The sequence below is a fragment of the Bacteriovorax sp. HI3 genome, from assembly GCF_059738875.1.
Window position 1 is genome coordinate 2,837,152 of the sequence record NZ_AP026946.1, and the last position, 25,012, is coordinate 2,862,163.

Annotated in this window: 23 protein-coding genes; 9 read left to right on the top strand and 14 right to left on the bottom strand. The window is 40.6% G+C overall.

From position 1 onward, the window contains the following. The first annotated feature begins 72 nt into the window (after positions 1 to 72). A complete protein-coding gene (locus AC6JA8_RS14070) occupies positions 73 to 564 on the top strand; it encodes a CsbD family protein (RefSeq protein WP_491637141.1) in 492 nt (163 codons plus the stop codon). Between the two features lie 63 nt (positions 565 to 627). Continuing rightward, entirely contained in the window at positions 628 to 1,131 is a 504-nt protein-coding gene (locus AC6JA8_RS14075) for a hypothetical protein (RefSeq protein WP_497974363.1), read from the top strand. A 50-nt stretch (positions 1,132 to 1,181) separates the two neighbouring features. Here AC6JA8_RS14075 and AC6JA8_RS14080 read toward each other — a convergent pair whose 3' ends face one another. Next, complete coding sequence (locus AC6JA8_RS14080; protein ID WP_497974364.1) at positions 1,182 to 1,454, bottom strand: hypothetical protein; 273 nt, start codon at positions 1,452 to 1,454, stop codon at positions 1,182 to 1,184. A 287-nt stretch (positions 1,455 to 1,741) separates the two neighbouring features. On the opposite strand from AC6JA8_RS14080, the gene AC6JA8_RS14085 reads away from it, so the two are divergent. From AC6JA8_RS14085 to AC6JA8_RS14095, 3 genes are all read left to right on the top strand, one after another. Beyond that, positions 1,742 to 2,443: a hypothetical protein gene (locus AC6JA8_RS14085; protein WP_497974365.1), complete on the top strand. Its 702-nt coding sequence runs from the start codon at positions 1,742 to 1,744 to the stop codon at positions 2,441 to 2,443. Between the two features lie 103 nt (positions 2,444 to 2,546). Beyond that, positions 2,547 to 3,188: a hemerythrin domain-containing protein gene (locus AC6JA8_RS14090; RefSeq protein ID WP_497974366.1), complete on the top strand. Its 642-nt coding sequence runs from the start codon at positions 2,547 to 2,549 to the stop codon at positions 3,186 to 3,188. Positions 3,189 to 3,197: 9 nt separating this feature from the next. Then, positions 3,198 to 4,247: a hypothetical protein gene (locus tag AC6JA8_RS14095; protein WP_497974367.1), complete on the top strand. Its 1,050-nt coding sequence runs from the start codon at positions 3,198 to 3,200 to the stop codon at positions 4,245 to 4,247. Between the two features lie 173 nt (positions 4,248 to 4,420). Here AC6JA8_RS14095 and AC6JA8_RS14100 read toward each other — a convergent pair whose 3' ends face one another. From AC6JA8_RS14100 to AC6JA8_RS14115, 4 genes are read right to left on the bottom strand one after another with little or no spacing between them, the layout of a single operon-like run. Next, a complete protein-coding gene (locus AC6JA8_RS14100) occupies positions 4,421 to 5,968 on the bottom strand; it encodes an ATP-binding protein (protein ID WP_497974368.1) in 1,548 nt (515 codons plus the stop codon). A gap of 2 nt (positions 5,969 to 5,970) precedes the next feature. Beyond that, complete coding sequence (locus AC6JA8_RS14105) at positions 5,971 to 6,405, bottom strand: response regulator (RefSeq protein WP_497974369.1); 435 nt, start codon at positions 6,403 to 6,405, stop codon at positions 5,971 to 5,973. A 28-nt stretch (positions 6,406 to 6,433) separates the two neighbouring features. After that, complete coding sequence (locus tag AC6JA8_RS14110) at positions 6,434 to 7,876, bottom strand: CHASE3 domain-containing sensor histidine kinase (RefSeq protein WP_497974370.1); 1,443 nt, start codon at positions 7,874 to 7,876, stop codon at positions 6,434 to 6,436. Positions 7,877 to 7,930: 54 nt separating this feature from the next. Then, the gene (locus AC6JA8_RS14115) at positions 7,931 to 8,110 is read right to left on the bottom strand and encodes a hypothetical protein (protein ID WP_497974371.1); all 180 of its coding nucleotides are present in this window, start codon (positions 8,108 to 8,110) and stop codon (positions 7,931 to 7,933) included. A gap of 228 nt (positions 8,111 to 8,338) precedes the next feature. Here AC6JA8_RS14115 and AC6JA8_RS14120 point away from each other — a divergent pair, with 228 nt between their 5' ends. After that, a complete protein-coding gene (locus AC6JA8_RS14120; protein WP_497974372.1) occupies positions 8,339 to 8,938 on the top strand; it encodes a hypothetical protein in 600 nt (199 codons plus the stop codon). Between the two features lie 36 nt (positions 8,939 to 8,974). Here AC6JA8_RS14120 and AC6JA8_RS14125 read toward each other — a convergent pair whose 3' ends face one another. The 3 genes from AC6JA8_RS14125 to AC6JA8_RS14135 form a co-directional block, all read right to left on the bottom strand. Then, positions 8,975 to 9,253 carry an Hpt domain-containing protein gene (locus tag AC6JA8_RS14125; protein WP_497974373.1) on the bottom strand — a complete coding sequence of 93 codons (279 nt, stop codon included), beginning with the start codon at positions 9,251 to 9,253 and terminating at the stop codon, positions 8,975 to 8,977. A 91-nt stretch (positions 9,254 to 9,344) separates the two neighbouring features. After that, positions 9,345 to 9,674 (bottom strand): CsbD family protein, encoded by a 330-nt coding sequence (locus AC6JA8_RS14130; protein WP_497974374.1) that lies wholly within the window; start codon positions 9,672 to 9,674, stop codon positions 9,345 to 9,347. Between the two features lie 143 nt (positions 9,675 to 9,817). Continuing rightward, complete coding sequence (locus AC6JA8_RS14135) at positions 9,818 to 11,221, bottom strand: sigma-54-dependent transcriptional regulator (protein WP_497974375.1); 1,404 nt, start codon at positions 11,219 to 11,221, stop codon at positions 9,818 to 9,820. 174 nt (positions 11,222 to 11,395) lie between these two features. Here AC6JA8_RS14135 and AC6JA8_RS14140 point away from each other — a divergent pair, with 174 nt between their 5' ends. After that, on the top strand, positions 11,396 to 11,578 hold the full coding sequence (locus AC6JA8_RS14140) for a DUF1328 domain-containing protein (RefSeq protein ID WP_102244451.1): 183 nt from the start codon (positions 11,396 to 11,398) through the stop codon (positions 11,576 to 11,578). 52 nt (positions 11,579 to 11,630) lie between these two features. Continuing rightward, positions 11,631 to 12,608, top strand: coding sequence for a phospholipase A (locus AC6JA8_RS14145; RefSeq protein ID WP_497974376.1), 978 nt, complete (start codon positions 11,631 to 11,633; stop codon positions 12,606 to 12,608). A gap of 66 nt (positions 12,609 to 12,674) precedes the next feature. On the opposite strand, the gene AC6JA8_RS14150 is transcribed toward AC6JA8_RS14145, so the two are convergent. From AC6JA8_RS14150 to AC6JA8_RS14165, 4 genes are all read right to left on the bottom strand, one after another. Next, positions 12,675 to 13,964, bottom strand: a complete 1,290-nt coding sequence (locus tag AC6JA8_RS14150; RefSeq protein ID WP_497974377.1) for a hypothetical protein — start codon at positions 13,962 to 13,964, stop codon at positions 12,675 to 12,677. A 20-nt stretch (positions 13,965 to 13,984) separates the two neighbouring features. Beyond that, positions 13,985 to 15,505 (bottom strand): hypothetical protein, encoded by a 1,521-nt coding sequence (locus tag AC6JA8_RS14155; protein WP_497974378.1) that lies wholly within the window; start codon positions 15,503 to 15,505, stop codon positions 13,985 to 13,987. 28 nt (positions 15,506 to 15,533) lie between these two features. After that, positions 15,534 to 16,688, bottom strand: coding sequence for a TolC family protein (locus tag AC6JA8_RS14160; RefSeq protein WP_497974379.1), 1,155 nt, complete (start codon positions 16,686 to 16,688; stop codon positions 15,534 to 15,536). Positions 16,689 to 16,769: 81 nt separating this feature from the next. Then, a complete protein-coding gene (locus tag AC6JA8_RS14165) occupies positions 16,770 to 19,910 on the bottom strand; it encodes a hypothetical protein (protein WP_497974380.1) in 3,141 nt (1,046 codons plus the stop codon). Between the two features lie 117 nt (positions 19,911 to 20,027). Between AC6JA8_RS14165 and AC6JA8_RS14170 the strand changes: the two genes are divergently transcribed. Then, entirely contained in the window at positions 20,028 to 21,272 is a 1,245-nt protein-coding gene (locus AC6JA8_RS14170) for a M20/M25/M40 family metallo-hydrolase (protein ID WP_497974381.1), read from the top strand. Here the strand turns inward: AC6JA8_RS14170 and AC6JA8_RS14175 are convergent. Together AC6JA8_RS14175 and AC6JA8_RS14180 are read right to left on the bottom strand one after the other, a co-directional pair. Continuing rightward, entirely contained in the window at positions 21,253 to 22,542 is a 1,290-nt protein-coding gene (locus AC6JA8_RS14175) for a S41 family peptidase (protein WP_497974382.1), read from the bottom strand. The two genes, AC6JA8_RS14170 and AC6JA8_RS14175, sit on opposite strands and share 20 nt — an antisense overlap. After that, entirely contained in the window at positions 22,523 to 24,976 is a 2,454-nt protein-coding gene (locus AC6JA8_RS14180) for a WD40/YVTN/BNR-like repeat-containing protein (protein ID WP_497974383.1), read from the bottom strand. Before AC6JA8_RS14180 ends, AC6JA8_RS14175 begins: the two co-directional genes overlap by 20 nt. Positions 24,977 to 25,012 lie beyond the last annotated feature (36 nt).

Here is a 25,012-nt window from a genome sequence, read left to right on the forward strand (position 1 = left end):
ATTTTTTAGTGGCATAAATCTTGGAATGGATTATTTCGAGAAATTGGTTCTAGTATTTTCAAGGAGAAGAAAATGAACACAGATATGATTCAAGGATCACTAAAAGATCTTAAAGGCGACCTGAAACAAACTTGGTCAAAATTAACAGATGATGACCTGACTTATCTTGATGGCGGCGTTGACCAGCTTGTCGGTAAAATTCAAAAGGCCTACGGCTTCACCAAAGAGCGCGCTACCGAGGAATTCGATAAATTCAAATCAAAACATGCTGATTACTTTCGCGATACGGCTCGCGATCTTACCAACACCAAGGAGAAATATATGGCAACAGCTTCACAATTAAATGGTCAATACGATGCTAACAAAATCAAAGCAAGAGCTAGTCACATGATTGAAGATGATATCATTGAGCCAGGAAAAGAGTATCTTCAAAGAGCAAGAGACTTGAGTGCTCAAGTTGTCGACAGAACAACTGGATTAGTAAAAGATAACCCAGGTTATGCCATTCTTGGGGCTGCGACAGTAGGCTTCCTTGCCGGAGCTTATTTCTTCCGTCGTAGATAATTAAAATAAAAATGAAGTAAAGGGCCCGTGCAAATGGGCCCTTCTTCTGTTTGGAGGTCCTTAATGAAATGGCTACTCTTGATTTTCTCAGTTATCAAACCCTTTTTTTCCAGTGAACATCCAACTATTAATCCTGTTGAAGAAATCAAAGACTTAATCAGAAGCAATGCCGTTGCGGTGATTACTCTTTTTGCCGCTGCTTCTGCCCTTGCGACAATGTTTGCCGGTGGACTTTTATTAGTCGCTGTCGATATTGGTGCACAGTATGACCAGAATGGATTCGTTTATTTCTCATCAATGATCATAATGGGTCTGGCCCTTTCTCTGGTGAGTTTAATTATCGGAGCCGTCATCGTCAGAAATTTCCAGGAACCAGGCCGTGAAAAGAAAAGAGAGACTCTGACAAAAGAAAATGTCGGTGTGGTTCATCCTCTTCAGGATGCTCTTGCTTTACTGATCATGGACTTTGTCAAAGAACGCGAATTCAACCGCGCAACTGAAAGCGCGAATGCGTCCGAAAGAGCAACAGTTTCTCGAACAGAAGAAGCGGAAGAAACGAGACATTAGTTCAATATAAAATTCAGCAATAAAAAAAGGGAACCTTTGGTTCCCTTTTTTTAGTTCTTAATAAAACGAGCTCTAAGGAGCTCTCCTCTATTAACCGCTTGAAGATTGACCCAGTTTCGAATCAGGCCATAACCAGTGGCCACGTCACTCATCAATCGGGTGTAATCTTTTTTAATCACCAGGAACTGGCGGCGGATAGCATCCTCTTCATGTTTCAACACTTGTTCTTCCATATTATCGAAGTCGTGAGCATGAGCTTCTGCCACCATCTTTAATACTTTTTTTTGACGTCCATTTTTGTGTGCTGTTTTTTTCACTGCCATAATTCACTCCATAGTAATAGATAAATTAAAACGAAACCAAGAAAGGTCTCCCCGAAAGTGAAGCAAAATCGGTGCCTGTAAATGTGAATAAATACCAGAGCATTTTGGAACAAGCGCACCGCAACGATGACCATTCTGCTACACCGTTGAGGATATTTTCCCCCAACTCGATGGGTTATTTCTTACTAACTTACTGTAAAACCATTATTCCAAATTTTGGCATCAATGGTGCAATAGATACCTGTGAGATCAAGAGATCCGTAAAGTTATAAACATTGAGGTTTATCATGTTAAACAACCAACAGATTCAAAATAATTGGCCGACGATTAAGACACAAGTTCTTAGCCGCTGGAATAAGTTATCAGAAGCGGACGTTGAAAAGACTCATGGTTCTCCGAAATCTTTAGGACAACTTGTTCACAGAAAATACGGCAATAATGAAGAGTTCGATAAAACTTACGAACGCATTTGTATGTCGTCAGTTCATTCATCAAAAAGTGTTTCTCCAAAGACTGAAGTAACTCCTTTGACTTCAAAGACTCTTGAAACCCACCCGGGGACAGGAATCTCTCAAGCCGATGGCACAAGTGAAACGCCAGTCTATCAAGAGCACTCTTCGGCCAACTTAGATGAAGTTTTCCATGGAGATTCTCCAGAGAGAAGACTGAATGCTAATTACGCAAAAATCGATCATAACCCAAATATGAATCGCGAAGCTGATGATGAGCTTTCAGCTTATTCAACATCTACATACTCACGATCATCACAAGACGATGAAAGCGTAGATGAATACTACAATCAATTAGATCAAAATGAATCATATGCAGATTTTACCTCACCGGATGAATTCTACCCTTCTCAAGATCCTAGCGTGAGCTCGGATATCCCCCTAGGAAGAGATCGCTCTTCTGCAACCAAACTATCTACAGCGAAAGCTGCACCTAAATCATCCGAAGTGTCGTCTAACGATGCTAAAAAGAAGATGTAGTTCCGACTGCATTTTGTTGAAACTCTGCCCTCCGGGGCAGAGTTTTAATTCTTCAAAACTCAACTCCTTTTTTAATATATTTTCCTGATCAACGGAGATACTCATGCAAAACATTAGTGAAGAGATCGCCACAGACAATAGCTTTAATATCGTTGGTATTTTATTAATTGATCATGCCTACTTAAGAGAGTGCATCCAGGTCATTCTTAGCGACGATGCCGACAAACATCAAAAGTTATTTTTTTCCAGAACATTTCTCGATACCTTAACGAAACATTCGGCAGCAGAAGAAAAAACAGTTTACGACTCCCTGATTGACATGGATGAGTTGCATACAAAAGTTCTTGAATGCGAAGTCGAACATGCCATCATGGAGCGGATGATCTCAACCCTCTGGCCTAGAATGGCGAGACTTAAAGACCTGGATGATGTCACAGAGGCCGAAATAAAAACACTGGCAAAAATCGTACGCAATCATATTGATGAAGAGGAAAAAAACCTCTTTCCATTAATTAAAGAAAACCTCGATCAGGGTATTCTCAACGAGATCGGTTTTCAGTTTATGATCCTCAGACGCTTTACCCCCCAGGACCTGGAAAACTATCCCGAATTACAAAAAGAAATTTACTATACCGTTTGTAATTCAAAACGAAATATTTATCAGTGGTCAGGAGACTTTATGAAAAAGGTCAATCGCTACATTGGGGCCATCGTTTCTCAATCCCCCTATTTTATCAAGACATGAGGCTTCTGAATGATTAAGACCTTTATAAAGCAAAAAAAATTTTATATCCCTTTTGCCATTATTCTTTTTTTAATCGCTTTTCGAATGGTTCTACCTCAGATTCTTCTTCATCAGGCCAACAAATACCTAAGCGAATTCTCTCCCATTTATTATCTGCATATGGATGATCTGGATATTAGTATCCTGCGAGGAGCTTACCGTTTTGAAAAAGTGCAGGGAAACCTAAAAGGCGATGAAAAACGGTTTGTTTCCATTGATTCTGTTGATGTCTCTATTGCATGGAGGGAAATCTTTAAAGGAAAAATCGTCACTGATATCGTCACCGAAAATGTCGATTTCCTTTTCTTAAAAGATATGAGCAAACTCTCAGTTACAAATGCCAAAAAAGAAGTCAAAGACGTTAAAGACACTCTCTTTCCCGTCAAAGTTGAAACCGTGGACCTGCGCCACGCCCGGGTGGTCTTTGAAGAAATTCCATCCCTCGATGATGAATCCAGATTACGCATTGAAAATATCAACGGCCGAATCACCAATATTACTTCTTCCAAAGAAGACCCCTATTCGAACTTCAATCTGACAGCGTCTCTTCAAGGATCATCTGAATTTATATTTATCGGAAGCCTTAACCTAACTCAGAAGCCGATGTTATGGGATGTTGATGTGGAACTTAAAGACTTTGACCTGACGGCATTAAATAAGGTTTTAAAACGCAACCTGCCTCTGACTTTCACTAAGGGAAAAGTGGACCTCTACGCTGAAGCAAAAAATGATGACAAAATGATAAAGGGCTATATCAAGCCTTTTATTAGAGATGTTGATGTAGTTAAAAACGAAGAAAAATTTGTCAGCTTAAAACATTTTGGGATTGAAATATTAACCGCCATTGGCAATTTGATCCTCAGAGACTCAGATACAAAAACAGTGGCAACTTACCTGGATTTTAACTATGACGGAAAATTCAATGTAGATACTGGCCAGGGAATTTCTAAGGCCATTGAAAATGGATTTAAGCAAAAACTAAAACCTGGGATTGAAAACAAATACCACATTGAAAATTAGGAGATCTTTATGAAGCTTTTCTTTTTACCAATCGCTCTCTTTGTCTTCGTCAGTTGCTCCCGCGAAACACCGCCACCCACAACTCCTGCTCAACCTCCGACAGTCGAACAAAAAGCTGTGGGTGAGCCAAACATGCCCGCTCCTGTTGCCAATGACCCTCATGTAAAATGATTTTAGACGTACCTGCGGATGGCCGAAGTTAAGCGCGTAAGATCAAGAGGCTTTAAAAGAATTTCAGAGTAAAGCTGAGGATCAACTGTTTCTCTGACGACTTGTGGGGCCGCTGAAACCATAATAACCGGGCAATTTTTAATGGCCGCAAGTGAGCTGTGTTTTTTCATATTGAGGAAATCTTTCCCCGTCATTTTATCCATATGATAATCAAGAATAATTAAGTTGGCCGGAAAAGCTGTTAGGTTTAAATCCTCCAGCGCTGTTTTAGGATTGCCGTAAGAAAAAACTCTGAAGCCTTCCTTTTCAATTGCCCAAGTCATTACTTCTCGCAAGTCTTCATCATCATCTATGATGTAAATATTTTTCGAGCTTGGCTCTTTTCTTTCCTGTTTTAATTTCTGTTCATCTTTGGAGTGCTCGGCAAAAACAATGGCCTTCTCACAGCGTGGGATTGTGAAACTAAAGCGGGCCCCTTTGCCTACTTTGCTTTCAACTTTAATTACCCCCTCATGAGCTTCAACTATTGATTTACAAATATAGAGCCCCAGACCATTGCCCGATCCTCCGGTCCAATACTTCTCAAAGATTTTATCCAGGTTTTCTTCGGCAATTCCCGGTCCACTGTCAGTCACGGCAAAAACATTTTCGCCTTTTTCTGTTTCTTCCAGCTCAATAATAATATCCCCTCCAACCGGAGAGAACTTAAGGGCATTACTTAAAAGATTTGAAAGCACCTGGTAAATGCGGTCTTTATCAAAAGAGGCCATCATCTTTCTTTGAACAACAATTTTTTTTATTGAAAGATCTTTCTCATGAATGAGTGGTTTGTACGAATCCAGAACCTCATTGAGCACCTGGAGAGGATTGTAAAAGGCCTTACGAATAATAAAACTGTGTTCAAAATCCGTTTCAGCTGTCGGTTTATTATGTTCAAGAAGATCGCTTACCAAAACTTTAAGGCGGTCCACTGTTTTTAAAATTCTCTTGGCCTGAATTCGCAAATCTCCCATCATCTCTTCATTGGGCTCTTTATACGAAAGAAGCTCCAATAGCTGTGCATCCAGCTGAATGGCCGCTAAAGGATTTTTAATATCGTGATAAACAATCGCCAGCATCTCTTCCTTGGCCTCGAGAGCTTTTTTGGCAATCGCACGGGATTTCATTTCCTGTTCATGAATTTCAAATTCGCGAAGAGCACGCTTCACGACCGGAGTTAGGCGTTCATAACGGGACTTAATAACAAAATCTTCCACTCCCGCCTTCATCATATCGGCGACACTTTCTTCCCCTACCAATCCAGAAACAACAATAAAAGGAAGGTGTCTTGAAGTCTCACGAACAATCCCCAAAGCATTGAGCGGGCTAAAGCCAGGTATATTGTAATCTGAAATCACAAGACTCCACTTCTCGCGCCCCAAGGCTTCGCGAAGCTGTTCTTCTGTTTCGATTCTCTCTGAATAAAGATCAGTAATGCCACCTTTTTTAAGGTGATACAGCATCAGCTGATAATCCGTTTCTGAGTCTTCAATGTTAAGTAATTTGATCATGACTAAACTGGCGGCCTCTCATTAAGTAATAACCAATAAGTTCCCAGACTTTTTACCGCATCTGAAAACTCATGAAAGTCTACAGGTTTTCTCACGTAGCTGTTAGCACCTGATTCATATCCTGAAAGCAAATCACTATCCTCTCTTGAAGTTGTCAGGATGACCACCGGAACAATTTTTGTCCTAGGATTGCTCCTGATTTTTTTTAGCACTTCAAGGCCATCGATCTTTGGAAGTTTTAAATCTAAAAGAATCAATTGTGGAAGATCTTTTTCGTAGTTAGCTGCTTCTGGATTAAAAAGAACGTCCAGGGCCTCCGCCCCATCACGGGCAATTTTAATATCATTTAAAACTTTATTCTTCTTTAATGCTTTAATAGTTAAAATTTCATCTTGCTCGTTGTCCTCAATCAAAAAAATGTACGGCATCTTATTCATGAAATCTCCTGCTATAATAGCTAAATAATTATAGGCCTAATGTGAAATAAAAAGTACTACCCTTTCCTAACTCTGACTCTCCCCAGATACTACCGTTGTGACGGCGAATAATTCTGGCCACAGTGGCCAGTCCAATTCCCGAACCATCAAATTGCTCTTTAGGGTGCAGTCTTTGAAAAGGTTGAAAAAGCTTGTCGTAAAAACGCATGTCGAATCCGACTCCGTTATCCTTTACATAGTAAGTGACTTTCCCATCTTTATAAATTTGTCCAAGTTCAATAATGCTGACTTCTTTTGTACGAGAGTACTTCCACGCATTAGAAATTAAGTTCTGCAAGGCCGCTCTTAAAAGACCTGGATCAGCAGAAACGGTTTGTGGCAGGAAGTTGGTGAATTCAAATTTTCTTGTCGGCTCATTTTGTTTAAGTTCGTTAATAATATCCAGTGACACTTGTGACAACTCCACATCTTCTTTGCGAAATTCTGCACGAGTCAGACGGGACAAATTAATGAGATCGTCAATGAGAACTCCCATTCTCTGCACGCCTGAGCGAATAAAACCTAAATACTTAAGAGCTTCACCATCAAGTTTTCCAGAATACTCTTCAATGAGAATCTGGCTAAAGCCATCAATCCCTCTTAATGGTGCTCTTAAATCGTGTGACACCGAATAACTAAAAGCTTCAAGCTCTTTATTCACCAGCGTGAGCTCGTGAGTTCTGAGAGCAACTGTTTCTTCCAAGTGATCTGTCGCTTCGGCCAGTGATGAATAAGCGGCACTATAATTTCGCGACAAGCGCCTCAACTGAAGAATTGACATTACTGCAAGGGAAATCCCCAGAATAACCCCAAGGGCAATCGTCACTACAACAGCATCGCGAGAAGCCTCTTCAGCCTCTGCCCAGCGTTTATTTCTTAACCCTCTTTCTCTCTCAATAAACTCATCAAAGTTTTTCCTGATAGAATCCATGATGGCCTTGCGGGCAGTAATCATTTCATCAGGAGAAGGCTGTTTGAACTTTATACGATAGGCAATTGTCGCCTCTGCGTTTTCATTCCACCCGGTGTAGAGTGTTTTTATCTCACGGATTTCTTTTTGCTGAGTAGGATTGTCTTTAACCAGCTCGATAATTTTATCGGCCAATACAAAAAAATTCGTTTTTGCGAGCTTCCACGGCCCCAGATAGGCTTCATTGTTGGTAATGATATAGCCTCTAAAACCGGTTTCCGAATCAATGACAAGCTTAATGCTCTCAGTGGCCGTATTGATCACCTCATCAGAATGGCGAACTTTGTGATTTTCTTCCAAAACGGTATAAATCTGCTTAACAAAAAGAATGGAAAGTAAAAGTGAAAGAGCAATTGGCAGAATAGTCGCTTGAAAAAGAATTTTTTTAAATTCTCTTGGATCTACTGGATGATCCCCACGACCGGCCATTGAAGGCAGAAGCTTTTTTGGCAGCTGTTGCATAACCTTTCCCTAGAAAGAAATTAGTTCGGCTACCATATCCTATTAAATAAAGAATTAATATTTTTTTTCCAATTGAATAAGGCGTGTTCCTAAGATTTCTCTGAGAAATATTTCTACAGAAACATCTCTTCTTGAGCGACGCGAAGGTTTTTCACTCTTACTTTTTGTGGAAATTTTTATCTTTTTTTCTTTTTTAATAAGGCCAGTCCCTAGCATAACAGCAATTGTGTTCATATTTCACTCCTGAGTCTTTTGTTTAGCAATTGACAGGCCAAATTAGGACACCTGTGGGGCATATAACAAACTATTAATATCATTTAATTTATAAAAAAATGCCCTCCTCTTTTGAGGCAGTATTCCCGGGATTTTTGTCCAAAAGGTGTTATGGAAATTGGGTATCAGACTTGCTTTTCATGAGAGCATTAAGGCTTCAATGATGAGGCTCAACAATGAGGAGTTAACATGGGATCAAAGAAATTTTTTGCAGCACTTCTTTTTACTATCGCTGCAACTGCTTGTTCATCTTCAGGCAATATGGAAAATGGCAAAGCAACAAACAAGTATGAAGCACAAAAATATGGTGAGCAAAAAGCAACAACACCTGCGTCCTCTACTGATGCTTATTACGCCGTATTAGAATTCGATAAAGGGACTCAGCGTTTGAGTGAAGCTGGAAAACGAAACTTAAAAAATTTTATTCAAACTGCAAAAAAAGAAGGTAAACCAATCGATGATATCAAGATCCTTGCCTGGGCGGATAAAGAATACCCTAACGAAAAAGGAGCAAGACTTTCTGACCGCGATGTCGCTATTGCCAAAGAAAGAACTAAGTCCATCGAAAAATATCTTAAAGAAGATCTAAAAACGGATGGTGACTACGCCACTTACAACATGGCCAAACGTCCAAATAAAGTGAATGAATTCTTCAGAGGTGATGACTACAAAACAAAGAAAGTTTTTGGGCAACCGAATGCAGTTCCAGCAGGAACAGAACTGAATGCCTTTATGAAAGACAAGGCCGGAAAAGCTCTTATTATGGTAGATTACTCAGAAGTTGAGTAAAAGAAATAAAAAAGGGTGGTTTAAAACCACCCTTTTTTAAGCATTAATTAAACGGATATTTTCTTCAACCATCTCATCTAAACTCTTCACGATTTCTTTTAGCTTTTCCATATTGCGGTCTTTGGCGGCCGTTTCCAGCGAAATACCAAGAGCGCTAATTTGAGGAAAGCCAAATGTTTCACCATGTCCTTTTAATCTGTGACCGACAACTTGAGAAAACTCAAAATCATCTTTTGCAAGACTTTCCTTCAGCTGAGCAACTTCTGCTTGCCTTCTGGATAAATAGACGAGTTTTTGGTCTTTCATTATTTCCATAAATTGAATCTACACCTCTTTTATAAGTAATCAAGGTGCAAAACATTGAGTTTATGCTTAAATTTTCTTAAGCAATGTCCAAGCTTTGTTATTACAATTTTTGCTTTGCACTCTCTGCGGCTTCGGCCACTGCTTCTTTTGCCTTCTCTGCTCCTCTGGCAATTCCATTCTTCACATTGCCCCAGGTATCAGAAAAATAATCATTTAGTTTGGCCTGAATCGATTCTTTCGACTCGCCATAACGTTGCTGGATAATTCCAGTTAATGCTGTCAAATCACCTTTGGCCTGTTCTAAATCATCATCAGTGAGCTTCCCCCACATCTTTCTAATTTCGCCTTTGGCCTCCGTCCATTTTCCTTTAATGGTGTCTTCGTTCAAAACGAAGTCACGTTTTGTTTCTTTGTTTGTATCAAAATGCATAATTCCTCCCTGTGTTTTTTCCAATGATTTTCTCCATTGGGAATCAAAATAAATAGAGCAAATTGTCTGCCAAAAAATTGAATGTAAATTTGAATTGTTAAAGAAAGAAAAAATAAAAAAGGGGGTAATTATACCCCCTTTTTTTAGTTCAGTTCGTAGGATTCGATTTCTTTTAATTTTCGATAAAGTGTCTTGCGGTCAATATCAAGTTCTTTTGCTGTTTGTTCTTTAGCAAAATTATTTCTTTTAAAAATAAATTCGATATATTTCTTACAAACATCTTCCAGAGTCATCAGTGAATTGATTGAAAAAAGAGCTCCGTCAACTGAGCCTTCGTTTTTCTTTTCTTCACTTGAATGGTCTGTGCTAGGTAAATCATCGGGCTCGATATAATCCGATTGGGCCAGAACAACGGCTCTTTCAATCGCATTCTCCAGCTCGCGAACGTTTCCTTGCCATGGCAGAGTTTCAAGTTTTTTGATCGCTTCTTTTGTAAATCCTTTAATGCTTACATTGTTCATTAAGCTGAATTTTTTCAAAAAGTACTCTGACAGAGGAAGAATATCTTCTTTTCTGTCGCGAAGAGGTGGCATATAAATCGGAATAACGTTCAGACGAAAATATAAGTCTTCTCTGAATCGTCCCGCTTCCACTTCTTTCTTTAAATTCTTATGAGTCGCACAGATGATCCTTGCAGTAATATCTCTTGGTTGGTTTTCACCAATACGCTTAATTTTTCTTTCTTGTAAAACGCGCAGAAGTTTTGCCTGTAATGGAAGGGCCAGATCACCGATCTCATCCAGGAATAATGTTCCGTTATTGGCCTCTTCAAAAAGACCGATTTTACTTCCCATCGCTCCTGTGAACGCTCCTTTGGCATAACCAAAGAGCTCGGATTCCAATAAATTTTCAGGAATCGCTGAACAGTTAATCGCAATGAATGGCTGGTTTTTTCTCTCTCCCAAATCATGGACTGCACGAGCGACAACTTCCTTACCAGATCCACTTTCTCCGCTGATAATAATATTGGCCTGCGAGCTGGAAACTCTTTTTGCCAGCTCCATCGCTTGTTTAAAACCAGGGCTTCTTCCGATCACACCTTTAAGGCCGAGGAAGTCCTGTTCATTAAAAAGACTCTTCAGGTTAGTGTTCTCAGTTTGCACCTGATTTAAAAATAGAGCTCTTTGAACTGAAATTAATAATTGTGGAAAGTGCAGCGGCTTTAAAACGAAGTCATAAGCTCCGGCCTCGATGGCCTCAAGAGAGACTTCTAAACTTCCTTCCGCTGTCATCAGAATGATTGGCAGAACTAAATTAATTTTTCTAATACGCTTAATGAAATCCACTCCCGACATAACCGGAAGTTTGAAGTCCGATAGAACAACATCGACTGCTACTTTTGAACTCTCAATATCGTCCAGTGCAAGTCGTGCATCTTCGTACGTAACAACGTTGTAGCCTCTTTGTTTAAAGAACGAACAAAGCAGGTCTAAAAGGTCTTTATCATCATCGATAATCATGAGTGTTGATAGTTTTTTTGTTTTCATGGGGTATTTTTACTCTCTGGGGTTTTTAGTACCGTTCACGTGGCAAGTGTGGCATATTTCCCAATCCCTGTCAACACCTATCAGCTAAGTATATGTAATTAAATAATGCAAAGATGGCATAAGTCCTGCTTTTAATTAGTATCAGAGTCGTGAACTTCTTTAAAGGAGATAGATATGTTGCGCGCAGCCATTATTTTTTTCGTATTGGGGCTTATTGCCATGCTTTTCGGGGCCTACGGTATTGCCGGAGTTTCAATTGAGGTTGGTAAAGTTCTACTGATGGTATTCATCGTTTTGGCCATCCTAAGCTTTGTTGTTGGCCTAATCAGAGGCGGTGGTGGAAAGCACCTCCCTTAACTTTCAAACGACATTGTTTAAATAAGTTTGACGGGTCTTCAATCCTGCAAAATTGAAGGCCCTCACGCTTAAGGAAAAAATCCAAAATGCAGTCATTCTTTTTATCTCTCATTCACTGATAAGAATTTATCACTGGAAGAAAAAAGCATGGCTGCTTTTTTTTATTTTAGGACGCGGAATGCTTAAACCACTTTTTGTCTCCCTGGTCTTCGCTCTTTCACCTCAGGCCTTTTCGGCCACACCTGTTGAAGGAACCACTAGCAACGAAGAAAAAATTAACGAAGAAATAGAAAAACACGATCCTCAAAAAGAAATCGAGGAAGCTTCATCAGACGTCGTAGGAGTTAATCCAAGAGAAAAATTCTCTCTCTACCAACCAACCTACTTCATTTTTGGAAAAGACGATTTAAAACTACAATTTAGCGGTAAATACAGAGTCGCTAAATCCTACAACCTTTATCTAGGTTACACCCAGACGATGTTCTGGAACATTTACGAGAGCTCTGCTCCTTTTGGTGACATCAACTACAACCCGGAGGCTTTCTACAGGCTGACGGAAAACGATACCAAATTCTTGCGCTCTTTAGACATTGGGATGCTTCATACATCAAACGGTGAAGACGGCGATAAATCTCGCTCCATCAACCGCCTTTTCACTAAAGCAAATTTCGCTTCTCACATTGGACGAAACAACATCCTAGGAGAACTGAAACTTCAGCACATCTACAGCAAAGCTAACAACAACCGCAACATTGTCGACTACATGGGATACTGGGAACTCAAGATGATTATCACCCACATCCTGACTGTTGGAAAAGGACGCCTGGACCTGGAGTACAGAGTGTTTGCTGGGAAAAAAATCATCAACTTTAGCAGAGGTGGACGCGAACTTGGACTCATCTACCACTTCGGAAGCCCCAACTTTAATCCTTCAATCTATTTTCAATACTTCAGTGGGTACGCAGAGAACCTGCTAGCTTACGACAAGAAACAAAGCAATGCCCGTCTTGGACTAATGCTTTTCTTTTAGTTTGTTCGTCAAAAATAAAAAGGCCACCCGAAGGTGGCCTGTTTTTAAATCGTAAGTTGGCAGTAATTATTTTGACTGCACGTTTAGAATCTTAGCTTGAGCTGCATTCAGGAATTGTCCTTTGAATACTGGAGAATTCGAGATGTCAGTTACACCAAGAGTAAGCTTTCTTTCGTTCTTAGAGTCAACTAGAGAGATAATCCCTTTAGAAGAATCTAGAGATACTTTTGAGAAAGAGATAAGTGCGTTTTGATTAACAAGTGCACCTTCATAAGTCGATCTATCGTCAGCTCTCTTCCCGATAACAAGAGTCATGTCGTATCCACCAACGTTTACAGCATGCTTACCAACAAGTTGGTCGATTGAAAGACCTTCAACGTTAGCTTGTCCGTATACAGAGATATTTGACTGAGCAAGAGTTCCTGTGAAAGTTGATTTTCCATAACGAGCTGTTGCGAAGTATCCTTTTACAGTTTTTGTTTCTCTATCTAGTTCCATTTTGAAGAATGGAGACTGGATTTCCTGGTTGTTGTCATTGTTGTAAACATCTTCGTTAGAGAAGAATGTGTTTCCAAGAAGACCTGCTTGTTTGAAAGAAACTTTAATGATTCTTGATTGAGAAGCAACAAAGTTAACAACTAGAGCGTCACGGTCGTTAGACTCCATAACGATTACGTTGTCGATTCTTAGGTTTTTCGCCATTTCTGCGTTGTCGAAAGTTACTTTATAAACACCTTCGTGTCCTGGACGCAATTTCATCGCAGCAAGAGTCATATCGCGAACGATAGCAACACCAGCTTGGTATAAGTAGTATTCATCTTTAATCGCACGAGAGTAATCCTTTGCGAATTCAGCGAATTTTACCATTTCATCCATTTCCGCAACAGTCTTAGCTGTTTGAGCTTTCGCTGAAAGAGTCATAAGAAGATTGTAACGTCCTGACTGAACTGCTTGTGCCTTATAAAGAGTAATGTATAGGCTTGAGTCGATTGGAGAGATCTTTACGTAACGAACTGATACGTCTCCAAGGAAGATCTTAAGGTCACGACATGACCACTCAGAACAACCATCAAGTTTTTCGTAGATTGGAACTAGAACTTGTAGTTCAGTGTAAAGGTTCTTGATAACTGCTTCAGTTTCATTCTTATTAACAAGGTCTTTTAGGTAGTAAACAAACTCACCTCTTGCATCAAGACTTACCGTCTTAAGGACTTCAGTGATTTCGCTGTTACATAGAAGAACGCCTTGCTCAGCTAAGCACGCTTCTACCATTTTTACAGCTGGTTCAAGTTTCGCGTTTAGAGCGAAAGCCGGGACCGATGCAACTAGTGCCAGGATCAAAAGTAGTTTTTTCATATTATTAACCTCAGTTTATTTTAAAGCTTAAATTTAACGTTAAATTGGTGTCCGTTATTCAATGTCACGATAGCAACTCCTGACACAACTGAAGGTGAATTCTCTCCAGTTTGAAGTGTTACAGCGAAGTTGCTGTTCTCATTGTCATTTGATCTGTTCGGGAAGCTTCTGCCATTGAAGATGTAATCAACTTCAGCAACAGCGTCTTTTTTGTCAGTATCAAGTGATAATGTGAATGAAGTGTAACCATCTTTCTTCACGATTCTGAAGTCAGACTCTTCAAGTCTATAAAGAGGGTTTGTCTCAATTAGGGACTGAACTGATTTATTAGAAGCTAATTTTGGGTTAGCTGTAAAATCGTAGTTCGAAGCTGTTGCGAAGTCTTCATATGAAGACCATGCAGAGTAATGGGCCACTACTTTACTTCTGTAGTCACGAATCGCTCCAAGAGCTGTTTCAATAACAGCGTCTTCGCTCATCTGTCCCATTTGGTTTGCTTCATAAGAATCAGCAAACATTTGAAGTGACTCTTCAGAGATTGAACCGTAGTTAGCAGAGATATCAAGAGAAGAGTCTAATTTTTGTAGTTGAAGTAGAACGTTTGTCTTTACTTCTTCACCAACAGATTCTTTTCTTAGCTCAGCAATATTCTCTTCGTTCTTTGCTTCCTGAACTCTTCTCTTATAAGAGAAGTTCAGACCTGAGAATGAAAGGATCGACCACTTAACAGACTTAACGTTTGCCTGAGAAGCTCTTTCCATGTTGATCGCCATTTTATGCTTATCACTGTTTAAAAGTGCGTAGCTTTGTAGGCTTCTTTGATCAAGGTCTGAAGTTAGCCCTTTGTTAAGTCTAGCTTCTACTTGAGCAAGTTCGTACTTGTTAGCGTCAGTTGTAGAGATCAGTGTTCTGATCGCTGCAAGCTCAGAAGTGTACATGCTGTAGATGTCCACTCTTTCCATGTTTAAACGAAGGATCCATTTCTTAAGGTCAGCGATTCTATCAGCTGAGAACTTTCTTTCGATCCATCTTTCTTGTTGGTAGCTCAGGATCTGAACTTCAAGATCGATTGTCTTAAGGATAACTTCGTGAGTAAGAATATCGTAGTAAAGGTGAGCAAGCTCGTTGTTAAGAACATCGCGCGCATCATATAGGTTATAAAGAGCGGCCTTTTCAAGGTATTTGTTCTTAGAAACGTTGTAGATCTTAGTTGGGATAGAAAGAACGGCTTCAACAGCAATTGGGGCCCAGAAATAACTCAGACCCATTGCCATCCCCAGAAGGTGACCAGTTGTAATTGGGTTGAATTGAGCTCTTGCTACTGAAACGTTTCTTTTAGCGATAATATAGTTCTCGAAAGCGATATCAACGTCAGTGTTTCTGTCGTTAGCGATTTTCTTCATTTCGCTGATCGACTTTCTTCCTTCCGTAACTTTTAACATTGCTTCAAGATTATCTCTGACATTTGGAAGCGGGTTTACGACGGCGGCGTTAGCCACACTCATCGATAAAACCAGCGCTGCTGCAATTAGTTTTTTCATATAAGTATTTCCTTTTACCTAGCCGTTATTATGAACGAGGGATCTCGTTAGTGATCATGTTTGCACCAATCAGACGCTTAAGCTTGATGTACTTAAGTTCTAGCTCGTACTTAAGTTTTGAAGCTTCTCTCTCTGCGTACATAACGTTTAGTTCCGCTTTTTTAGTCGCGATGAAAGAGTTTAAAAGGTCAGTTTGTGCTGCCTGAGCTTGAGCGTACTCTTCTCTGGCCATGTCTAATAACTGTGCTTGGTAAGCGATTTTTTGTTTTTGAGATTCGATTTGTGAGTATTGAGCTACTACTTGGTTTTTGATTTCGTAGATAGCTTTTTTCTTCATAAGTTCGATTTTGTTAACTTCGTGCTTAGCGATTGAAACTCTTGAGAAGTAATCAAATCCAACTCCACCCCATGAGATCCAAGAAAGAGCTACACCTTTCTTTTGCTTGTTAGCCGCTGAGATCATCCAGTCGAATTGTTCAACTTCTTTAGAGTTGTTAACTGCGATTTTTGTTGCTTCTTCAGCAGTAGCTGGGAAATCAAGACCTTCGTTATAGAATTCCAGTTGGTCGATTCCAAGAGCTTCTTGGTTGTCTTTTACTTGAAGGATTAACTTAAGAGCGAACTCTTCAGTTTTAACAAGTTCGTTTCCGTTTACTGTTTGAGTCTTTGAAGAAACTACGTTTCTTTGAGTTCTGTAGTACTCAGAGAAGTCGATCGCACCAAGATCGTAAGCTTCTTGTGAACGAGCTGCGATTTCGTTTGTGATCGCTTGTTCTTTCTTGAAAGATTCAAGCATTTCATTGTGGTATTGGAAAAGGAACATTGTGTTTTCTAGATCTTCAAGAAGGTTTTTTTGAACGATTCTTCTGTTAACGTTAGCTGCTTGAGCTAAGTCTTTTTGAGCTGCTGCTTCGAAAAATCTTGATGGTTCTGGTACTAGTGTACGAAGAATTGCATATTGGTAATCGTAGATAAGCATATCTACTGAAAGAGTTGGAAGAAGTTGAAGTGACTTCGTTCTTGCCTGGCTTTTTACTAATACGTACTGCTCGTACGCAATTGAAACTTTAATGTTTTCATTAACAACTTGTTCTTTCGCTGTTTGAAGAGAGTATTGCTCTCCAGCGAACGATTGGGCAGCAAATAGCCCAAGCAGGACCACAAAACCGATAATCTTTTTCATACACACATCTCCAAATTTTATTAACTATGTTTAGCACGTTTATTTAGGAATCCTTCCAACACTTTAATCACACTGTATTTTTTACTCTGTCTTCTCATCCCACCAAAGACCGATATTCTTTCCAAGGCCAATGAGGAGACCTTTCTGAACATCAAACTCCGCGAAAGTTTGATGCCAACGAAGGTCTAACAAACTTTCTTTGTTTATCCAAGAGTAGTGAGAAAATTGAGGGACTAGTTCATCTTTTGAAGTACTTATCTCGCTTTTCAAAAGACTACCGCCCATACACGAATAATCTCCATAACTTGGACTAAATCTAAAACTAAAGATATCCTCAGTTTTAGTCTGAATTTGGCAAAATTCATTCTCTGGAAGTAAATCTTTAGGCAGTCTAAAACTCTTTGGTTCCCCAAGCACACTGCCAAGAGTTCGCAGAGTACCAGTTTCATCTGAAGAAAAATAAGCTCCAAGTGAAGTTAAAAATTTCACTTCAGAATTTGCGGGTCCAGGAAGTTCGACGAGCTTCTTACCCCACTCAATAAGCTTTGTCTTGGGATTTTGATCCCAAACACCGCCTGTCCCATCAATAAAATAGACTGTATCCCCTGAGATTTTCGTTCCCAGCAAAAGATTGTTCATTTTTTGAACTTGGAACTGTGAAAACAAATCCCAAGAAACAGCATAGACTTGAGGGAATTCGTCGTTGAACTTAGTCTGGATCAAGGCTTTTCTTAATCGAACATCTGACCACAGAAGTGATGAGCGCTCATCGATTGAAGGAGCGATTCTCGTCCACGATTTCTTCTCCAAATTCACCAATACAGAGTAGTAAATATCCTGATCGCGATCTCTGTATTCAAGAACTGCTTCAGGGTAATTGTAAGAAGAAATGCTCACCAGGTTCATATCGTAAAAACTTGAACTCGATGGAACTGTGATATCGATATTTAAAGTGCGATCCAGATCGATAAAACTCATCGTGTTTTTATCTAAGGCTGTCGTCACTAGAGTTCCTAATTGGTGTCCAGCACCCTGGTACTCTTTAATAAACTCAATGCGATCGTCATTAATTCTGAAAATGATTTGTCCGTTTGAAAGCGGCTTTAAAAAAATTGTATAACCATTGTCTTCCTGAACATACAATTGTCTCTGCATTTCTAAACTTAGAATGTTATCTGGATCAGCGATCTGTACCCAGCTTAAATTTTCCAGATTCAGACGGAAAATGATACCTTTGGCATCATTGATTTTATAAACCACACCAACATCAGTCAGGATAATTCTCGATTCTCTACTCGCTTCAAACAGGATTTTTCCAGTCTTTAAGTCCATTAGCTTTGTGGTATCTAACAGGGCCAGTGAGTTTTTTGAAATTTTGATCGTATCAAAATAAGGCAAGGCCCTTGCTCTGATATTTTGAGGTAACTCTCCCCAGCGACGGGCGATTGAAGCTCTTGGATCAGAGTGAAAAAATGGAATTAACTTAAACCATGACTCCAGCGATTTCGTTTCACCATTAAAAACCATTGCTTTTTGAGCTTTTGAAGAAAAGAAATTCTGACAGGCCTTTGGTTCAATCAAAGTACAGTAAGTCGTAATTTGAGTATAGAGCTGATTTAGTTCAGCATCGATATGGTATGTGCTTAGGCCTACCCATAAATTTGTCTTTGGATAACAGTCTTTGCTGCATGGATTTTCCGGGCGGCTGATAACGGCTTCTCTCTCATTTAAAAGTTTTTCCGAAGAGGCCATCCATTTAGTCATTAATTCATCTGCATTGAGTCCCCATCTTCTTAGAGGAGTATCGCTGCCGTTACTGGAATAAAGACCGTTTTCCATAATAAAGCGCAAGCTTGAAAGTTTTAAAGGAACTCCTTCAACAATCAAAGTAGCGTTTCTTAATCCGGCAATCCACTGGTCATTAAGACCCGGAGATAGATTTTCAAATTCCTTCACCAGCATATCAATGTCATGGAATTTTTTTAACAGCTTCGAATCGCGGCTAGGAGTTCCCCAGTCATCATCGCCTTGTGTCCCGGGACGACAGTCATTTCTCTTACAGTACTCATAACCTTTAGTGACAACCTGGATGCGTTGATCTGCATAATTAAGAATGTCTTTTACTGCGAGGTCCACCAGCTTTAATGGGTCATAACTTCCCTTGACTCGCGAAAGAACAAATTGAATGAAGGCCGGGAAATCAGCTTTGAGATCGTCGCTGAACTGCTCTTCCGAATAAGTCGGGCGGGCATCTTTTTTCTGCAAAACCCATGATGAGTTCACAACTACCGGCCATCTGAAGGCCAGGATTTCTTTATTGCCCTTAAAAGGCCAGTCTTGATCTAAAAAAACTTCTTTGGTTAAAACGCGAAGAGCTCGAGGACTTGTTGAGGCCAGAGTATAAAGAGGAAGTTCTGTGACTTCTTCGTAATGAGTTTCAGTAATGATCTTAGCGTGACCTGAACCATTGTTTTGAGTGATGATAAAAGTTCCGGCAACCAATCCTTCTTTATCAAGCCTGACCGGGAAACCATCATTAATGACCGTTCTAGTGCTCGTTAGGTTCATGATATAATCAAGTGCGGCCATGAAAAGTTCGTCATCATACCAGTTGGCCGCTGTATCGTACTTTCTCCACTCTTTTTTCATTGAGAAGTGACCAAATAACCCACCGGTGTCGGCAACAGTGTTAGCGACTGGAAGATAGTTCATGCGGGCAAAAATCCAGCGCAGGCCGACTAAAGCATCAGCACAGTCTGTTTGAATTTTATATTTTTTAAAAAACTCTGGTGTCACTTCATTTTGCAGCCACTCAGAGTATTTCTTTTCCCAATCATCGTTCCATTGGTTTTTAGCCAGCCAGATGTATTCATTTTTCTTTCCGCCAAAAAGCTTATTTTGTTCCTTCTCCAGTTTTGCCTGGATTGGCCACGCGACCAGTTTCTCTGTTGGTTTATAGGCGGGAAAGTTCTTTAAAACATAAGCTTCAATCTCAGCTTTTTTCTTAAAAGAGTAAGAGCCGATTAAAGTCTGAAACTCTCCTTTTTCCTGGTAAAAATGATTTAACTTTAAGGCCTCATCAGTTCTTTCAATCGAAAGATAATTTCGGCTTGTCAATTGAGAGCGCGTCCACAATTCAGTGGCTTGAGCTAAATTTAAGAATAGAGACACAATCCCCAGTGCCTTCATTGAGCGGATAAAAGCAGTCACGTACAACCCCATTAGTATCTATATATGTTGAGCTGTCGTGTTGTAGGATGCAATTGACAGATAAGCCACGGACTCTGTAATAATTACCCAGTCCGGTTGCATGAAACTTCTTTGGAATATAATGGCGCCATGAAAACACAACTTTTTGCTTTTACACTCTTTTTTGGTCTTTCTCTGTCGAACTCACACGCAGGGATTAATCCTTTTAACAAAACTCTGTGGATCGGAATCGAACCAAAAGTTTTAGAGACAATAACTGAAAGCAGGCTTCGCGTTTTTGAATTCAAAGACGTCGTTAAAGGCGAAAAAGAAACATACTTCAAAATCAAAGAATCTGAATTAGATAAAATTTCCCACTTCATTCATCACAACTTTAAAAGATGTGGTGGATACCGCGTGCTTCATGGTGAACCAAAAGACCAGAAAAAGAAAAGCACCGACTACATGTACTTATTCAACAAGAGCTTCGGCTGGTACGATTTCCAAACATCTCTTGAACCTGACTACTCAATCAATCAAGAGTCTCAAGTTCTTTCATGGCTCCCGGAAGTGTCTGTGGATTACATGAATGGAATCGTCACTCACTTATCCTCTTATAAGAATCGCTACTACAAATCACCTGAAGGTGAAGCCGCTTTAAAGTGGATTGGTGCTGAATGGTCAAAACTTACCGAAGGCAGAACTGACGCTAAAGTTGAATACTACAAATACCAAAACCACAACCAGCCAACAGTTATCTTAACGATTGAAGGAAGTGATCCTGAACTCAAAGACCAGATCATTATCCTTGGTGGTCATGGTGATTCAATTAACACTGATAATGAAGGTGTGGATTCTCACGCGCCAGGAGCTGACGACAATGCTGCCGGTATCGCCGTTATCAGCGATATCATCAGAGTCATGGTTAAAAAGAGCTATCAACCAAAACACACGATTCAGTTTATCGCTTACGCCGCTGAAGAAGTGGGAATCCAGGGTTCATATGAACTGGCGCGCGTTTACCGCGAAAACAAAAAGAAAGTTCTAGGTGTCTTCCAATTTGATGGCGTTAACTACAACATCAAAAAGACCTATGACATGGCACTAATCAGTGATAGTACAAATGAAGAGCAAAACATGTTTGTTGCTTCTCTTATCGATAAATACGTTAAGGTGAGATGGACATGGGAGCAATGCGGATACGGATGCTCTGACCACGCGGCCTGGAACTATGAAGGCTACCGTGCAAGCTTTCCGGTAGAGGCCATCAATGCCGAACAAAGCCCTTACATCCACACAGCAAACGACACGTTTGAGAAGTCGAATAACACGACTGAGCACGCGAGTATGTTTACAAAGTTGGGAATGGCCTATCTTATTGAATTAGACCAATAGCCATTTGCAGGACATCATCTGCAGGACTTAATCTGTCCTGAATTTTGACCATATCTGGTTTTACCCCCTGTCCTTCGTACAGGCTTCCATCTTTTTGCCAAACAACACAAGTAGGAAGGTTGATGGAAAATGGTGTTCCTTTAATAGGAAAAGGGACCGGGTCTCCTGCTCCACCGTGAGTTGTTTCTCCAATCACGACAGTGCGCTTTTCCTGCTTTAAAGCAGAGGCAATGCCTTCACATGAAGAAAAGCAGCCGGCAGAGATCATCGTGACGGCACGGTTATTAAAGAAGGTTTGAGAAGGTCTTCTGCTTAAGTCAGCGTACTGGAATTCTACCGGTGACCACAGGCCCAGCTTAAACGGCCAGATCTTTTCAATCCACTTCATCGTTCCAGGGTGAGTCTTTCTTAGGTATTGGTACTTATAAACGAAGATTGATTTTTCAAAAAAGGTATTCAGGACATACTCAACTTCATAATCCCCACCGCCACCGTTTTCACGAAGGTCGATAATAAACTTATCAGTAGGCTTGGCCCCGGCGATGGCAGCATCGAATTGCTTTTTAAAATTTTCAAAAATTTGATTGCGATCCCCTGGAGCTGTCGGGTCATCGCACCACAGGCTCAGCACGTTGAGTTTAAAAAGGTCGTCTCTTAATCTTTCTGAACTCACACACACTGGAGTTTTATTCTCTTTTTTAGTCCATTGAAGTTTTGTGTTGATGGCCTGGCCCTTGATAGGAATCAGTCTCACCGTGATATCTTCTTCTTTAGGATTTTCTCTTAAAAGCTCTACAACTCTATAATCTCTCCCCCATTTAGAAGAGGCCGCGACTGTGTCTTTTTTTTCTTCAATATAAAAAGAAAGTGGTTTGTTGTTTACTTCGGCCAGAGCGTATTTTCCTGCAGGAACTGCCGGGATACAACTTTCACATGAAGAAACAATAAAAGACCCAGGATAAAACTTTAGTCCACTTTGGTAACGCACATTTTTTTCTGCGCGAGAGTCATACAGCACAACGTGACCATCGCCGATTTTGTGCAGTTTATGATTAATGGTCTCTAAGTTTTCATCAGTAAATGAATTCTTTTCTAGATAATCTGAGAGCTCTTTAATCGCCTGTCTTTTGGTTGTTTCACCGTTAACATAGAGATTAGCGTATTTGGTTTCCAGGTCTTTAATCAGCACCTCTCCCGGCTTGGGTGAGCATGCTGATAAAAAGATTGATAAGAATGAAATAAGGTGAATTTTATTGCGGGCGTGGTCCATAAAGCATCGCACTTCCAAAGAATGTGTAGAACAGTTGAGTTCTATCGTTTGGATCTATGGTAGCCGATCTTGCGTTAGATTGAAATGCAGGAATTGTATTCTTCTTCCAGACAGCTCCGCCATTAGTTGTGTAATATAGACCGCCATTCCCCCACGAACCATCGATAGTGTGAAGTCCGTTGACGTAAACGTTGCTTGGGTTTTCCTGATCAAGCGTGATGCTTAAAGGGTGCGTGAACTGGGATTGCCTCGTCCATGTGCCTCCTCTATTCGTACTTTTCCAAATCCCAGTGGCCAGCCAGTTTGAGTTGTTCTCGTAATCGACTAACCAAAGAGTGCTTCTATCGCTTCCAGGTGAGAAGTCCACAGCAAAAGATGTTGGATAATACCAAAGTCTCGTGTTGGCATCGACTCCAGAAGGCCTCGTCACCGTCGTTCTTAAAAGAGTCCACGAAGACCCTCCAGGTGCCAGGTAATAAATCCCTGTGCTCGATGAATTAGAAAATGTCGGAGCGTCTCCCGTTAATAAGGCATACACACCACCGTTGTCCGGGTCGATTTCGATTTGCGGGATGATCTTTGTCCCGGCAGGCAGACCAGTATTAAACAGGGACCAAGTCGATCCACCATCTAAACTTCTGGCAATCCCCGTTCCGTGAAGGCCACCGTAAAGGGCGTTTGAATTATCATCGTAAGCGACAGTTAAAAACTGGCGGTTATAAGTCGAGTTATTTGGCGTCAGCCTCGTCCACGTCTGGCCACGGTTAGAAGATTTATAAATCCCACCTTCATCCCCTGAAGCCGCATTAGCATGCCACTCCATCGGATAATCGTGCTGTGAACCCGAAGCTGCGTACACGACCTGGTCGTTGTTTGAGTCAAAAGCGTAATCGTAGTTACTATTGTAAGCAACCTTGGAAATCCTAAAACTCTTTCCTCCATCTTCCGTTACCATTCCTCCCATATCCGCCATCGCAGCATAACCAACCAATGGGTTTGTTGGGTGAAATTTAAAACGGTAAACAGATGTCACTTCAAGACCTGTTGATTTCCATTTCTTTCCTTTTGCTCTTGATCCCGTGTCTGCATACTTTGTGAAAGGTGCATTCCAGAAATCACCGCCATTTTTAGACGTGTGCAAGAAATAGTATCCAGTACCACCAATCGTTGCCGGTGATCGCAAGTGCATATCAAAACTTTCGTATCCACTGTCGTCCCAGCCAACATCTAAAGCAGCAGCACTGTATTCGAGTTTATCCTGACCCCAGGCCGCATAAGGAACAACGTCCCAGTTGTATTGATTAAGTTTTAATCCCCAACTTGCTCCAGAGTCTGTACTCTTCCAGACTTTTGTACCGTACTGACGAATCCATGCGGTTGATCCAGTGACAACAATGAACTTTGAATTGTTTTCGGCCATCTTAATATGATCGCCGCCTTCTTTGTTTGTTCTGGTAAAAGATAAATTCTCATTACCAACCCACACATAACCGCAATGAGCATAGTGAGCGTTCATGCTTGTTGCTCCCCAGTCATTAGTAAAGCTTGAAACTGATGAACAAGCATTCGCTCCATCGTTATCAATGTAAGCAAAAGTAATCTTTGAATCATCTCGGCCGGCCGTAAAGGCCCTGATTTGTAATCCACCAGAAGGTTGGTACACACGAGAGAAACTTGATCCCTGATTGGTTGATTTCCAGATACCAGTTGGAGTCGCGTGATAGATGATATGACCGTCTTTATGATAGTCGATATATGTTCCACGGGCCTCTCCAGAAATTCCAGAAAGCTTTGCCCATGTTAATCCGTTGTCGCGGCTTTGCCATAGACCTGATGTCGTTCCGGCATACATATAGTTGGCGTCGTAGCTGTTGGCTCTCCAGTATTTAATTTTTTCTCCACTCGCCAGAGCAAATGAAGAGATGCGACTCCAATGTTCACCGGCATCGTCACTTCTAACCGGGTTTCTTCCTGCTGGGGCGTGGAAAACAACTTCCGGGTCGGCAGAAAATCCAACACCAACGGCACTTGTTAAATCTGAAGAGTAAGTTGTTTGGTTGTGATTAATAGGAATCCAGGTTTGGCCTCTATTGATACTTCTAAAGAGTGTCCCCATATCAGTTCCAACGAACCAAAGAGAACTATAAGGAGAGATAGAAAAACCACTCATCGCTCCACCACCGCCGATACCGCGTGGTTCATAGATGTGAGTGTTAGGGTCATCTGGGAATTGGTATTCTGAGATTGTTTTAAAAATATATCCAGATGTACCGACGTGTTCTTCAATCACGCCGCCTCCACTTCCAGCACCACCATCAGTGGTTGTACCAGAATCGCTTCCTCCGTTTCCAGAGTCACTTGGCTTACAAGCAAAAAGAGAAAATGTTGCGAGAATTAAAATAAGCAATAATTGCTTTCGTTGAAAGTACTTCATGAACTTCTCCGATTAATTTGCAGGTTAATAACGAGA

Excerpts from the sequence above, each read along its gene's own strand:
- AC6JA8_RS14070 (WP_491637141.1), top strand. The coding sequence starts at position 73 with ATGAACACAGATATGATTCAAGGATCACTAAAAGATCTTAAAGGCGAC.
- AC6JA8_RS14075 (WP_497974363.1), top strand. The coding sequence starts at position 628 with ATGAAATGGCTACTCTTGATTTTCTCAGTTATCAAACCCTTTTTTTCC.
- AC6JA8_RS14080 (WP_497974364.1), bottom strand. The coding sequence starts at position 1,454 with ATGGCAGTGAAAAAAACAGCACACAAAAATGGACGTCAAAAAAAAGTA.
- AC6JA8_RS14085 (WP_497974365.1), top strand. The coding sequence starts at position 1,742 with ATGTTAAACAACCAACAGATTCAAAATAATTGGCCGACGATTAAGACA.
- AC6JA8_RS14090 (WP_497974366.1), top strand. The coding sequence starts at position 2,547 with ATGCAAAACATTAGTGAAGAGATCGCCACAGACAATAGCTTTAATATC.
- AC6JA8_RS14095 (WP_497974367.1), top strand. The coding sequence starts at position 3,198 with ATGATTAAGACCTTTATAAAGCAAAAAAAATTTTATATCCCTTTTGCC.
- AC6JA8_RS14100 (WP_497974368.1), bottom strand. The coding sequence starts at position 5,968 with ATGATCAAATTACTTAACATTGAAGACTCAGAAACGGATTATCAGCTG.
- AC6JA8_RS14105 (WP_497974369.1), bottom strand. The coding sequence starts at position 6,405 with ATGAATAAGATGCCGTACATTTTTTTGATTGAGGACAACGAGCAAGAT.
- AC6JA8_RS14110 (WP_497974370.1), bottom strand. The coding sequence starts at position 7,876 with ATGCAACAGCTGCCAAAAAAGCTTCTGCCTTCAATGGCCGGTCGTGGG.
- AC6JA8_RS14115 (WP_497974371.1), bottom strand. The coding sequence starts at position 8,110 with ATGAACACAATTGCTGTTATGCTAGGGACTGGCCTTATTAAAAAAGAA.
- AC6JA8_RS14120 (WP_497974372.1), top strand. The coding sequence starts at position 8,339 with ATGGGATCAAAGAAATTTTTTGCAGCACTTCTTTTTACTATCGCTGCA.
- AC6JA8_RS14125 (WP_497974373.1), bottom strand. The coding sequence starts at position 9,253 with ATGGAAATAATGAAAGACCAAAAACTCGTCTATTTATCCAGAAGGCAA.
- AC6JA8_RS14130 (WP_497974374.1), bottom strand. The coding sequence starts at position 9,674 with ATGCATTTTGATACAAACAAAGAAACAAAACGTGACTTCGTTTTGAAC.
- AC6JA8_RS14135 (WP_497974375.1), bottom strand. The coding sequence starts at position 11,221 with ATGAAAACAAAAAAACTATCAACACTCATGATTATCGATGATGATAAA.
- AC6JA8_RS14140 (WP_102244451.1), top strand. The coding sequence starts at position 11,396 with ATGTTGCGCGCAGCCATTATTTTTTTCGTATTGGGGCTTATTGCCATG.
- AC6JA8_RS14150 (WP_497974377.1), bottom strand. The coding sequence starts at position 13,964 with ATGAAAAAACTACTTTTGATCCTGGCACTAGTTGCATCGGTCCCGGCT.
- AC6JA8_RS14155 (WP_497974378.1), bottom strand. The coding sequence starts at position 15,505 with ATGAAAAAACTAATTGCAGCAGCGCTGGTTTTATCGATGAGTGTGGCT.
- AC6JA8_RS14160 (WP_497974379.1), bottom strand. The coding sequence starts at position 16,688 with ATGAAAAAGATTATCGGTTTTGTGGTCCTGCTTGGGCTATTTGCTGCC.
- AC6JA8_RS14165 (WP_497974380.1), bottom strand. The coding sequence starts at position 19,910 with ATGGGGTTGTACGTGACTGCTTTTATCCGCTCAATGAAGGCACTGGGG.
- AC6JA8_RS14170 (WP_497974381.1), top strand. The coding sequence starts at position 20,028 with ATGAAAACACAACTTTTTGCTTTTACACTCTTTTTTGGTCTTTCTCTG.
- AC6JA8_RS14175 (WP_497974382.1), bottom strand. The coding sequence starts at position 22,542 with ATGGACCACGCCCGCAATAAAATTCACCTTATTTCATTCTTATCAATC.
- AC6JA8_RS14180 (WP_497974383.1), bottom strand. The coding sequence starts at position 24,976 with ATGAAGTACTTTCAACGAAAGCAATTATTGCTTATTTTAATTCTCGCA.